Source organism: Clostridioides sp. GD02404, assembly GCF_045898275.1.
GTDB lineage: Bacteria > Bacillota > Clostridia > Peptostreptococcales > Peptostreptococcaceae > Clostridioides > Clostridioides difficile_A.
Genome location: NZ_JBJOCA010000002.1, coordinates 56,628 through 70,066, shown reverse-complemented (window position 1 = coordinate 70,066; position 13,439 = coordinate 56,628). Strand labels below are relative to the sequence as shown.

General features: G+C 29.7%; 12 protein-coding genes. 4 read left to right on the top strand and 8 right to left on the bottom strand.

Annotated elements, in window-relative coordinates:
- Positions 1 to 100 precede the first annotated feature (100 nt).
- Positions 101 to 997: a LysR family transcriptional regulator gene (locus Q3287_RS01860; protein ID WP_243193995.1), complete on the top strand. Its 897-nt coding sequence runs from the start codon at positions 101 to 103 to the stop codon at positions 995 to 997.
- 76 nt (positions 998 to 1,073) lie between these two features.
- Here the strand turns inward: Q3287_RS01860 and Q3287_RS01855 are convergent, their stop codons facing one another.
- The 7 genes from Q3287_RS01855 to infC all read right to left on the bottom strand — a co-directional run bounded on the left by Q3287_RS01855 (position 1,074) and on the right by infC (position 8,632).
- Positions 1,074 to 2,972, bottom strand: a complete 1,899-nt coding sequence (locus Q3287_RS01855) for a metallophosphoesterase (protein ID WP_407811877.1) — start codon at positions 2,970 to 2,972, stop codon at positions 1,074 to 1,076.
- A gap of 306 nt (positions 2,973 to 3,278) precedes the next feature.
- A complete protein-coding gene (locus tag Q3287_RS01850; protein ID WP_407963437.1) occupies positions 3,279 to 5,204 on the bottom strand; it encodes a metallophosphoesterase in 1,926 nt (641 codons plus the stop codon).
- Between the two features lie 429 nt (positions 5,205 to 5,633).
- Entirely contained in the window at positions 5,634 to 6,551 is a 918-nt protein-coding gene (locus Q3287_RS01845; RefSeq protein WP_407963436.1) for an exopolyphosphatase, read from the bottom strand.
- 172 nt (positions 6,552 to 6,723) lie between these two features.
- Entirely contained in the window at positions 6,724 to 7,269 is a 546-nt protein-coding gene (locus Q3287_RS01840; RefSeq protein WP_407963435.1) for a hypothetical protein, read from the bottom strand.
- Between the two features lie 220 nt (positions 7,270 to 7,489).
- Positions 7,490 to 7,846 (bottom strand): 50S ribosomal protein L20, encoded by a 357-nt coding sequence (gene rplT, locus Q3287_RS01835; protein ID WP_003423569.1) that lies wholly within the window; start codon positions 7,844 to 7,846, stop codon positions 7,490 to 7,492.
- Positions 7,847 to 7,900: 54 nt separating this feature from the next.
- Positions 7,901 to 8,095 carry a 50S ribosomal protein L35 gene (rpmI, locus tag Q3287_RS01830; protein WP_003418222.1) on the bottom strand — a complete coding sequence of 65 codons (195 nt, stop codon included), beginning with the start codon at positions 8,093 to 8,095 and terminating at the stop codon, positions 7,901 to 7,903.
- Positions 8,096 to 8,122: 27 nt separating this feature from the next.
- Positions 8,123 to 8,632 (bottom strand): translation initiation factor IF-3, encoded by a 510-nt coding sequence (gene infC / locus Q3287_RS01825; RefSeq protein ID WP_074179152.1) that lies wholly within the window; start codon positions 8,630 to 8,632, stop codon positions 8,123 to 8,125.
- Between the two features lie 627 nt (positions 8,633 to 9,259).
- Here infC and Q3287_RS01820 point away from each other — a divergent pair.
- Positions 9,260 to 10,663: an ATP-dependent metallopeptidase FtsH/Yme1/Tma family protein gene (locus tag Q3287_RS01820; RefSeq protein ID WP_054269209.1), complete on the top strand. Its 1,404-nt coding sequence runs from the start codon at positions 9,260 to 9,262 to the stop codon at positions 10,661 to 10,663.
- 380 nt (positions 10,664 to 11,043) lie between these two features.
- Here Q3287_RS01820 and Q3287_RS01815 read toward each other — a convergent pair whose 3' ends face one another.
- Positions 11,044 to 11,844: a hypothetical protein gene (locus tag Q3287_RS01815; RefSeq protein WP_407963434.1), complete on the bottom strand. Its 801-nt coding sequence runs from the start codon at positions 11,842 to 11,844 to the stop codon at positions 11,044 to 11,046.
- Between the two features lie 241 nt (positions 11,845 to 12,085).
- Here Q3287_RS01815 and Q3287_RS01810 point away from each other — a divergent pair, with 241 nt between their 5' ends.
- A complete protein-coding gene (locus Q3287_RS01810) occupies positions 12,086 to 12,565 on the top strand; it encodes an RNA polymerase sigma factor (protein ID WP_021383499.1) in 480 nt (159 codons plus the stop codon).
- Positions 12,562 to 13,329, top strand: coding sequence for a hypothetical protein (locus Q3287_RS01805; RefSeq protein ID WP_407963433.1), 768 nt, complete (start codon positions 12,562 to 12,564; stop codon positions 13,327 to 13,329). Before Q3287_RS01810 ends, Q3287_RS01805 begins: the two co-directional genes overlap by 4 nt.
- Positions 13,330 to 13,439 lie beyond the last annotated feature (110 nt).

Below are 13,439 nucleotides of genomic sequence, written 5' to 3'. Positions count from 1 at the left end.
TCATTATATCTTTTGAATGAGAATTTCAAAAAACGCAATAACATTAGATAAAATCTAATGTTATATTGAAATTATATTATCTTACAATTATACTTTTGATATGGAAGGAAGGTGCTATATGAATACTCAACAATTAGAATGTTTCGTATGTGTTGCTGACAAGTTAAATTTTACAAAAGCTGCAGAAGAACTTTTTTTATCTACTCCTACAGTTACTCACCATATCAAAAATCTAGAAGAAGAATTAGGAGCAAAATTATTTATACGAAATTCAAAAATGGTTAGACTGACAGAAATTGGAACTATGTTTTATAGTGATGCCAAAGATATACTCAACAAAATAGAAGTATCACAGAAAAGGATATCAAAAGCTACTTCTCAGAACACTTCTTTTTTGCGTATTGGATGTTCTAGTCATGCTGAACTCAATAAATTAAAAAATGTATTGTCAGACTTACGAATCGTCTTCCCACAGGTATACCCTTTAATCTTTATGGAGGATTATTTTAAGCTTAAAAATTTATTCAATAATAAACATTTAGACATTATGCTCTCAACAAGAGAAATGATTAGAGATATGAAAGAGTGTTCTTTTAAAAAATTAAAGGATGCTAAAAATTATGCTATTATGTCATCACAATCCACACTCGCTGAGAAAGATAGTCTAACTTTTGATGATTTAAAGACAAATTGTTTGATTATATTAAATCCTAAATTTATACCATTTCAACATGGAAATATATTGCAGGAAAAGATAGCATTACATTCTCAAAGCCACTTTAATATTGTATGTGAAAATGACCAAGCAAGTATCCTTCTTGCAAATTGTGGGTATGGTATAGCAATATTGCCTGAACATTGTATTCCAATAGAAAATGATGGCTTTGTTATTCGACCAATCATTGAACAAGCTATCATCGAATACGGTATTGCATATCAAAAAAACGTAAAAGAAAAATATATTCGATTCTTTATAGACAATTTTAATTGCTTGTAAATAAAAAAGAAGAGCCTTATATAAAGGTTCTTCTCTTTTATTTCAATATATATTATTACCTTACTTCATTATTACCCTATTTCATTTTTATTGACTTACTATATTTATTGATGACATTCCATTTACCATTTTCTTTTCTTAATTCAAGGCTTATTTTTGAATAACAATCTTCTCCAGATTGTGTTACTATGACCTTATCTCCAAACTCATTCTTATAACTATGTTCTTCTATCTTATTTTTCGTATGACCTACCACAATAGCATCTATTCCGTCTACTGACATTGCAAGTTTTTTTATTTCGCTACTTGGATTTTTCAGTGCCATATTATTATCTGAATGAACAACTGCAACGATTACATCTGGATTTTCCTTTTGCATAACTCTTATCCATTCTTCTGCATCTTTTACTAAATTGTTGGTATACAATTCTTCTGTTTTTTCAGGAGTATTTAAAGTTTTTGAATCTTTTTCTGAATTTAAATCACTAGAATCTTTTTTATCTTTGTCTACAGTAAGACCCAATACTCCAACCTTTATACTCCCCTCCCTAGTTTCCACTTTATGCATTATATATGGTTTTACATAATTGTCTCCAGACTCATTGTATATATTAGCTGACAAAACTGGTATCTTCATTTCCTCAAAATTTTCTATAATAGAATCTAAGATAGATTTTTTTTCTTTAAAATTCTTTTTATCCGATGTAAGCTCATGGCTACCAAGTACTACAGCATCATAACCAAGGTATACAATTGGCCATTCATTTATTTTTTTATGGATACCTTTCTTTGAATTGTACTGCCACTCTTTAGACCACTTAGTCATTTCCTTTGCATTGGTATCTAGAAAATCCCCAGTATCAATAAATATAGGTTGGACATCCCTATCTCTTTCATTAAACAGACTGACTGCCATTTCATCTGAAAAATTTTGATGTAGACCAGATGTTGTGATTATATTTACTTCCTTTCCAAATATTTTTAACTCACTGTACTTATCTTTTATATACCACTTCTCATTCTTCTTATCCAACTTAAAATTAATCTTTGATATACTATTACCATGAGCTCCAGGTTGTGTTACTATTACTTCCTCACCCGACTTATTTTTATATGTATGCTGTTCTATTTTTTCATGTGTATGCCCTGCTACAATAGCATCTATACCATCTACTGTAGTTGCTAATTCCTTTATTTTATTTCCTGGGTTTTTAGGATTTTTAGGTTCTTCACCTGAATGCACTATCGCAATTATTACATCTGGTTTCTCCTTTTCCATAACTTTTACCCACTTTTTAGCATCTTCTACTAAATCATTTGCATAGAGCTCTCCTTTATATTGTTCTTGTTCTCCAAGTTCTCTAGCTTTTTTATCTTCCTCAAAATTTTTAAATCTTGAGCGCTCACCTACTTCCTTTATAGTCAGACCCAGTATTCCAACCTTTACATCACCCTTATCAGTCTGTACACTTTTCATTACATATGGTTTTACATAGTTTTCTCCAGATTGTTTATATACATTTGCCGACACTAATGGTATGTTATTATTTTCAAAATCAGAAACCAGTTTATCAAGGCTTTGTTTATCATTAGAAACAAATTCATGATTTCCAAATGTAACTGCATCATATTTTAGTTTTGCCATTTCTTTAGCTAAGGGAACCTCTCCTTCACGTGGTTCAGCTATTTTTTTATACTCTGGTATTCCATCTTTAAATCTTACCAGTTTTTGTCCAGTAAACCACTTATTCATTTCACCACTTTGCATATCAAAAAAATCGCCTGCATCTACCATGAGTAGATTCTCATCATATTTTCTTTCTTCCTCCACATAAGATACCAAATTATCTGGAATAATTGAGTGTAAATCACTTGTAGCAAGTACATTAATTTCTGTATCTTTAGTACTTTGACATCCTGTGAGTAATACTATTAAAAATATTATTGATGTCACTATAATAAATTTTATTTTCATAAAAGCCTCCCCCTTAGATTTTGGATGATAATAAAATTTAATACCATGCTTTATCTTTACTATATAAGTTTGTACTATTTATTATACTAAAAGAACTATATGTAAATTCCTTTTTAATCAAATCTACATATAGTTCTCAATATTTTTTATTCGTAAAACAAAACCTGCTCTAGTAAACTAAGATTATCAATTAAGATTTCTACTAGTATACTCACATATATTTACCACATTTAAATACTCTTATCTACTCATCTTATCCATACTACTAATATTAGCTACTTTACTGTATCTATAAGTTTTATAAAATTATTCAACTGCTACTGTTTTACTAGACTTATCATTAATAACCCATGAACCTTTTTCTTTATTTACTTTAAAAGTAATTTTAGAATAGTATTTACCATGTTCACCTGGTTGCGTCACTATAACTTTATCTCCAGCTTTATTTTTATAGTCATGTTCATCTATTTTTTCATGAGTATGACTAGCTACAATCGCATCAATTCCATCTACTGTAGTTGCTAGTTCCTTTACTCTATTCCCAGGATGTTTTGGGTTTTTAGGTTCTTCCCCTGAGTGCACTACTGCAACTATTATATCTGGTTTTTCTTTTTCCATCACTTTTACCCATTTCTTTGCTTCTTCCACTAAATCATTTGCGTACAATTTATCTTTGTATTGAAATTGCTCTTGTAAATTTACATTTTTAAGACCTTTCCCTACTTCTTTTATAGTAAGCCCTAATACTCCTACTTTTATATTCCCTTCATTTGTTTCTACATCTTTTATGATATATGGATTAACATAATTTTCTCCAGATTGTCTATATATATTCGCTGATAATACAGGAATTGTTATTTGTCCAAAGTCTTCTATAACAGCATCTAAAAGGCGCTCATCTGACCAAAACTCATCTTTCTCAGATACAAACTCATGATTTCCAAGTACTACTGCATCATACATACCCTGATTCATAGATTTAACCATTGGACATCTACTAATCGTTTTCCCGGCATTGTTATCTCTTATATTTTTCCACTCTTTATACCATTGAGTCATTTCCCCTGTTTGAGGGTCTAAAAAGTCACCTGCGTCTACTACAACAGGTTCGATTGGATTACTTCGTTCATTAACAAGACTTACTGTCAATTTATCAGAAAAATGTGAATGTAAATCTGCAGTAGCAACTATACTTACCTCTTTATCAATTACTTTTAACTTGCTAGACTTTTCTTCTATCTGCCACTTATCATCCTTCTTATTTAATTTAAAATTAATTTGTGATACACTGTCTGCATGTGAACCTGGTTGGGTAACTATTACTTCTTCATCAGACTTATTTTTATATGTATGTTCATCTATTCTTTCATGAGTATGACCAGCTACAATTGCATCTATTCCATCCACTGTAGTTGCTAATTCTTTTATTCTATTACCTGCATTTCTAGTCGTTTTGGGTTCTTCACCTGAATGTACAACTGCAACTATTATATCTGGATTTTCTTTTTGCATTACTTTTACCCATTTCTTTGCATCTTCTACTAAATCATTTGCATATAATTTTCCCTTGTACTCTGCTTGTTCTCCAAGCTCTCTTGCTTTTCTATCTTTTTCAAAATCTTCAAGACCAGGGCTTTCCCCTACTTCTTTTATAGTAAGACCTAGTATTCCTACTTTTACATTCCCCTTATTTGTCTTAACATTTTTCATTATATATGGTTGTACATAGTTTTTTCCAGATTGTTCGTATATATTTGCCGATACCAATGGCATATCATTATTTTTAAAATCAGAAACTAGTTTATCAAGATTTTGCTTATCATTTGAAACAAATTCATTGTCTCCAAATACCACAGCGTCATACTTCAAAGGAGCCATGTCTTTAACTATAGGTACCTCATCTGTACTTCGCTTAATTATATCTTCATATTCTGCCCTACCACTTGTTTTAATATTGACTAGTTTTTTTCCAGAAGTCCATTCCCACATTTCTTTACTTTGTGTACCAAAAAAATCACCTGCATCTACCATAAGTAAGTTTTCATTCTTTGCTCTTTCTTCTTTTACATATGAAACTAAAGAATCTGTCATAATTGAATGTAAGTCAGCTGTAGCTAATATTTTAACTTCTGCATCTGGTGCTTTTTTTTCTATATTTTTAGTACTTTGACAAGCCACAAGTGATACAATTAAAAATATCATAGATGTTATTATAGCAAATTTTATTTTCATAAAATCCCCCCTCTTAAATTTTTAGATTATAATGAAATTTAACATCATACTTTATTTTAAACTATAGCATTTTATATGCTTCTGAGCAACATTCACTTAGTCACATATTATTATATTTAAAGATATACATTTTATTTTCTATGTTATTGTATTTAAGTATCTTTTATATCGTTATATTAAATGGAATGATTACAACTTAGATTTTGGGTATGCAAGTATATTTAAAACTACACAAGATTGAACAAGGTTTAAAATCAGATATGTAAGAATACTGATACTAAGCTCAGTTTCTACCTTAGATATGATATTGACATTACAATTGATGAAGCTCTAAAGAACTGCATTGTACCACTTCACATCCTTGTGTGAAAGGGTACAAAGAAGTTCGATTTTATTTATACTAATCTTTATAACTTACAAATTCATTCATTATTTTTTAGGATTTACAAGTTCATAAAGTAACTTTGGAAGTAGTTCGTCTATTTGCTCATCATTAAACTGGCAAGTTCCAACAGCTTTATGTCCCCCACCACCATACTTAAGCATTAGACTACCAACATCCACACTAGAAGTTCTATTTAAAATACTATATCCAACGGCTACAGAGCATCCTTTTCCACCTTTACCATTTACAATCCAAGCAGATATATTTTGTTCTGGATACATACTGTAAATCATAAAACGATTCCCTGTGTAGATTGTCTCAACTCCACGTAAATCAGAAATGATAACATCGCCTTCTACACGTGTATATTTGGCAACCATCTCTTTAAATTTACTTGTTTGTTCAAAATAAACGTCTATACGTTCTTTTACATCTGGTAAATCTAAAATTTCTTCTGTACTTAAAGTTCTACATGCATCAATTAACTTCTCCATTAATTGATAGTTAGATATAGTAAAGTTTCTCCAACGACCAAGACCAGTTCTTGGGTCCATAAGGTAACCAATCAAAATCCATCCAGTTGGATTTTGTACTTCTTCTATTGTAAGATTTCCTGAATCAACTTTATCTACTGCCTCTAACATTTCATTAAAATGAGGAAATCTTTCACTTCCACCATAATACTCATAAATAATTCTTGCACAAGAAGGAGCAATACGACTTTCGCCTTTGTACTTTCCTAGAAGTTCATTTCTCTCAAACTCACTAGAATGATGGTCAAACCAAAGACCACACCCCTCAACAAATGGTACATTTGCAAGACAATCATCTTCTGTTACCTCAACCAGGCCATCCTGTAAGTCTTTAGGATGAGCAAATTTCCAATTATCAATAATACCTGCTTCTTTTAATAGTGCACCACATACCAATCCATCAAAATCAGAACGTGTAATTAACCTCATAATTTTCATCCCCTTTACTTTAAATATGTCATATATACAACAATCTTTTCCTTAGATATATCATATCACTTTATATGTCACCTTGATATACATTTTATTACATACAGTGAAATAAAAATACTAAAAAAATAACAGCTTGGTATAAAGATTAAACTGTTATTTTTTTAGTATTTTATTGCTCTTCATCTTCTTTAGGTGGTGTAATTATTAACCCTATAGAGTGCATTTTTCTTCCCTCTCCATTTGAATTATTTCTAAGAGGTTCTAGTATACTAGCAATCTTTTTACTTGCTTCAGTTATCTCATCAACACTAGCATATACTGGACAGACAGAAAATCCTGAACCATCTTTTAGAATATCCTTTTCCTCTCTTTTGGCATACTCATAAAACTCTTTTAAAAATACCATCATATATTGAGTAAATAGTTGTGCATACTCTTCTCCAGAATTTTCATTTATAATAGTCTTTACATCATCAGCTATGTCTAACTTCATAGCATATACTTTTTCAACAGTTCCTCTTATTTTATGCTCTTCAACTACCTTTATAATGTCATCTTCTAGCATTTTATTAAGATAGCGATAAAGTGTAGCTTTTGATATATCTTGAAATTTTTCTCCTAATTGTTTTGCTGTAGTTCTATTATTTGAAAAAATCTCAAGTATCAACTTACATTTAGTTGGATTTACAAAGCAATCCATCAACTTATCATTCATATTATATCCCTCCTATAATATTATTAATAAGATAATATTATCATGTTGATAATGTTAATTCAATATTGACTGGAAATTTTATACACTAGTTTAAGATATCATATTTTATAGTAAATTAAGAACAGTAATACCATTTTCATAGACAGTTTCTTTTTAAAAAATAAAAAAAGTCCTTGAATTATTAACATAACTCAAAGACTTTACGTTTCATGATTTAATACTAAGCTAATTTTGCTTTAGCAACTTCTGCTAATTTTGCAAATCCTTCTGGGTCTTGTATAGCCATTTCAGATAACATCTTTCTGTTAACTTCAATACCAGATAATTTTAATCCATTCATTAATCTTGAATAAGATATTCCATTCATTCTAGCAGCTGCATTTATTCTTTGTATCCAAAGTTTTCTGAAGTCTCTCTTCTTTAATTTTCTTCCTATATAAGCATTTTTTAATGCTTTCATTACGAATGTATTTGCTGGTCTATATAATTTGCTTCTAGATCCTCTGAATCCTTTTGCAAGTTTTAATATTTTCTTATGCTTTTTACGAGCGTTCATAGCTTTTTTAACTCTTGCCATCGTTATGACCTCCTTTATATCCCTCTTCTATAGTTATTATTTATAATCTGTATCTTAGTATGGTAATAATTGTGCTATTCTCTTAGCATCTCCATCACTTACTAAAGTTGATTTTCTTAAGTTCATTTTAGTTTTTGCAGATTTTTTAGTTAATATATGTTTTTTATAAGCTTTAGCTCTCTTTAACTTTCCAGTTCCTGTTTTCTTTAATCTCTTTGCTGCACCTCTATGAGTTTTCATTTTAGGCATGACAAATTCCTCCTCTCAGTTAATCATCTATTTTTTTGGATCTATAATTACAACCATATTATTACCCTCAAATGCAGGGGCTTTTGTTGGTTCTCCAAACTCTTTTATTATATCTAAAAACTTAAGCATAACTTCTTTGCCTATGTCTTTATGTCCTAATTCTCTTCCTCTAAATCTAAGTTCAACTTTGACTTTATCCCCTTTTTTAAGGAACTTTATAGCATTATTAGCTTTCGTATTTAAATCATTTTGTTCAATACCTGGTCTAAGTCTTACTTCCTTTACAACTATATTTTTTTGCTTTTTCTTAGCTTCTTTGTCTTTTCTCGCCTGTTCATATCTAAACTTTCCATAATCCATTATCTTACATACTGGTGGATTTGCATTTGGCGAGATTTGAACTAAATCTAAGTTTTTGCTAGTAGCCATCGCTTGAGCTTCTTTAGTAGGCATTACTCCAAGTTGTTCACCTGTTGATGAAAGGACTCTTATTTCCTTGTCTTTTATTTGTTCATTGATTGCTAATTCTTTGCTAATTGTAGGACACCTCCAAATTTTTTATAAAATAAAAAGCGAATGATATAATCATCCGCCATATAAGTTACCAAATTTAAACAAGCTTAAACTGATATTAAGCTTTAACTTATATTTACCTTACTAACTTTCGTTGTAAGGTGAGAAGCGGACTTCTTCTTTGTTTTATTCTTACCTTATTTACTATATCACTTAATCAAATTATTTGCAACTACTTTTTTTAGTTTATTAAAATTTAATTACTTCTTCCTAATAATCATTATATGTACATGCTTCCTATTTTGCTATTAATTTTTAGATTTCTACTCTAACTCCTAAATTAATATTATTTTAAAACTACAACTGAAAAACTTACTTAGCCAATTTCATACATAATACTATACTCCACATCGCTTAATCTATACAATATAACATTTTTTATCATATTTATTTTATCTTGATTTGTCGTATTTTATTAAACATCTAAAAACAATCTGCATATATACATGAATTCACTTTTTCATACATTTCGCAAATTTATTTTTCTTTGGATAACATGTATATTTTTTCCATTAAAAATAAATAATAAAAAATAGTAAATATGGAAAATATAAAATTGATTAACAATAATTAATTACCTGAGGTGTGAATATGAAAATGCTAAACAACTTTTTTAAGAAAATCAACAATCCAGTTCCTGTCTTTGCACAAACAAAAATGGAAAGAGAAAATCAAACAGATGATTCACTTTCTACAAAACCAAAGACTACATTCAGAGATGTTGCTGGATTAGACGAAGTAAAAGAAGAACTATTTGAAATAGTCGATTTTATGAAGTCACCACAAAAATATCAAAAAATGGGTGCTAAGATACCTAAAGGGGTATTATTTTATGGCCCTCCAGGAACAGGAAAGACTTTACTTGCGTCTGCTGTAGCTGGTGAAACAAACTCATCATTTTTCAATGTTACAGGTTCAGAGTTCGTTGAGAAATATGTAGGTGTAGGAGCAAAAAGGGTTAGAACTTTATTTGAAAAAGCTAGAAAAGAAGCTCCAAGTATAATATTTATAGACGAAATAGATGCTGTAGGAGCAAAAAGACATCTTGAGAGCAACAACGAAAAGGACCAAACATTAAACCAACTTTTAGTTGAAATGGATGGATTTAATAAAGATTCCAATGTATTAATAATAGGTGCTACCAATAGACTTGACTTATTAGATGAAGCTTTACTTAGACCAGGAAGATTTGACAGACACATTCATATAGGTGCACCAAATTATCACACTAGATTTGAAATTCTAAAGGTACATACAGATGACAAGCCTATAGACAAATCTGTAAATCTAGAACTTTTAGCTAAAAAAACTCATGGTTTCAATGGGGCCCATCTTTCAAATATAGCAAATGAAGCAGCTATATTTGCAGTTAGAGATGACAGTGAATACATTACATCAGAACACTTTGACAAGGCACTTGAAAGAGTCATTGCAGGGCTAGAGTCTAAAAACTCTGCACTAGTTGAGAAAGAGAAAAAAATAGTAGCTTATCATGAAGCTGGACATGCTCTTGTAAGTGATATAGTAGGAATTTGCCCTATACAAAAAATATCTATAGTTCCTAGAGGACAAGCATTAGGTTATGTTCTTCAATTACCTGATGAAGATAGATATATTTATACTAGAGATGAATTAATTGGAAAGATAAAAATACTACTTGCAGGAAAAGCATCAGAAGAATTAATATTTAACCACAAATCTACTGGTGCAAAAGATGACTTAAAGAAAGTTACTGAAATAGCTAATCAAATGGTTTGTGAATATGGTATGAGTAACTTAGGATTTATGACTATTGATGGAAATGATAAAACTTTCTTATGTGATAAAATCCAAAAGGAAGCAAATCGTATAGTTGAGGTTTGTTATAAAGAGACTTTAGAGATATTAAAGGATAACCTTGAAGATTTACATTCTGTTTCTAAATTCCTATTTGAAAAAGAAACAATGACTCATGAGGAGTTAAAAGATTTAATAGGAAAAGAAGCTGTAAACTAGTATAAGACAATTTAATAGTCTTTTCAAAAGTAATTATATTATATTTAAATGACTTTTAAAGTCAAAATATTTCAAATTAATTATATTAAAATAAAAAAGCTATAGGTTTAATTTTATATTATTAAACTTATAGCTTTTTTTATTTTATATATTAATGTACTCTATACTAATTTATAAAGCATTTATCTAAGACAAAACAAGCACATGTAATTATCACTTCTCTTTCTCAAATAAATACAATAAAATAATTTAAAAAACCTTCTATACAAAAGCAAAATATAAAACAAATCTACTTACAACCTCATCTCTTTCCAACTTTAATATTATTTTCTAATATTTATTTCTTCTATTTACTATTAAATTTTATTTAATTTATAATCTTACTTTTTATCAGTATCTTTATTTTCTTCTGTATTGTTTTTCTTAGCATCTTCTTTGCTTTCAGCTTCTATTTCTTCACCTGTATTTTGATTTTCAAATCTTTCATGTTCTCTATGCTCACTATCTATTTTACAATCTTTAGCACCAAATTCTTCATGCCCTTTATGCTTCATATGGTTTCTTTCATCACATTTTGGTTCAAATCCTTCATGACCTTTTCTGCAATATCCATGTTCATATGTTCCTTCAAATCCTCTTGGGTCAGCGCCTCCATGACTTCTACACTCTTCATGACTATGCTCTCTTGGCTCAAATCCTCTGTGACCTCTGAAGTCTCCTTGGTCATACTCTCTTGATTCAAAGTTCCCATGACCTCTAAAGTCTCCTTGTCCATGCTCTCTTGATTCAAAATTTCCATGACCTCTAAAGTCTTCTTGACCATATCCCCTTGATTCAAAATCCTTATGACCTCTGAAGTTTCCTTGACCATGTTCTCTTTGCTCAAATCCTTCATAACCTCTGAAGTTCCCTTGACCATATCCTCTTGGTTCAAATCCTTCATAACCTCTGAAGTTTCCTTGACCATATCCTCTTGGTTCAAATCCTTCATGACCTCTAAATTCACCCTGACCATGTCCTCTTGAACCATGTCCTTCATGACCTCTACACTCTCCATAACCAAATCCTTCACGATGCATCATTTCAAATACTCTGCATCCTTCACACATATGATTCCATGGATTACTATGATGACCTTCAAATCCTCTAAAGTTTTCTTTTTTATCTCTGTAATAATTCATATTAACTCCTCCTAATTAATTCGATTTTTTATTAATCTATCTTCCCTCTTTTACTAAGGTACCTTATCTATTTTTAATTATAAAGGTACCTTAATGTTTTGTCAACATTATTTTTAAGGTACCTTATGTTTATTCGTTTAATTTTTTTCAAAAAAAGTGAACCATTTATAGTAAAATCTTATCTAATAAGTGAAAGGCAAAAAAGTAGCGCTACAATTTGCATAGAAAGGTAGGAATTCCTTTGAATAAAACTACATTTATAAATAATATCCTTGAATCAGAACAGACTTTGTATCGTGTATCTAAGTCTATTTTAGGAAACGACCAGGATTGTGAAGATGCCGTCAACAATGCTATTTTAAAAGCATATGAAAAGTTAGATTCTCTTAAGGAAGAACAATATTTTAAAACTTGGTTGATTAGAATAGTGATAAATGAATGTAACTCATTAAGACGTAAACAATTGAAATTTCTATCATTTGAAGACGTATTTAAAAATAAAAAAATCGATGAAAAAGAAGATTATAATGATTTGTATATTGCTATTCAAAGTCTACCTAAAAAGATTAAAGTTCCAATAGTCCTTTACTATATTGAGGGTTATTCAGTTGATGAAATTAAGGAAATATTGGATATACCTCAGGGGACTGTAAAAAGTAGATTATCGAGAGGAAGAAAATTATTAAAAACTAAATTAGAAAATATGGAGGTAATCATATGAATAAAAATAGCTTAAATAATTCGTTTCCAAAAGCTCCAGAAAGCTTTCATAATAGTTTAAATAAAACGCTAAATAGTTTACCAGAAAGAGAGGAAAATTATAAAATGAATAATAATAAAACACATAAATTACCATTTGGAAGGGGTTTAGTGGCAACTTTAGCTATCACTTTAGTATTAGGTACAACAGCTCTTGCAGTGGGAGAAATATATAGTATAGTTGGAAAATCAAGCATTAAGCCTACCTATACATCGATTCCAACTACTGAACAGGTAAAAAAAGACTTTAACTTTACCCCTAATCTAATTTCCGAATTTAGTAATGGATATAAATTTAAAGGGGCATATACTATAAAAGAAAAAGCACTTGATAAAAAAGATAATGTTTTAGGAGAATTAAAAGCACTTGAGTTTGAGTATAAAAATGGTAATGATGAAATATCTCTTGAAACAGCAAATAATGTGCTTGGAAAAGATTCTGATAAAATGAAAGTTGTAGATACTTACAAAGATATAAATATTTCTTATGAAACATCAATGTACAAGTTTGTGCCAGAAGATTATAAAATGACAGAACAGGATAAACTTGATGAAAAATCAGGTAAATATACATTTAGTGAAGGAATAGATAAAGTAGAAGTTAATGAATTTAAGTACTTGACTTGGGAACAAGATGGAGTTTACTACTCTTTTACAATTCAAGATTCAAATTTATCTATGGATGACTTAGTTAAGATGGCTCATGAAGTAATAGATGCAAAATAAGTATAATTAACAATAAAGTGTTCATGAGTTTATTGTATATAACTTTAGTTTTCTTATTAGTAAATATAGTCGTATCTTCCATCTTTATATTTTCTTTAGATTTAATATAT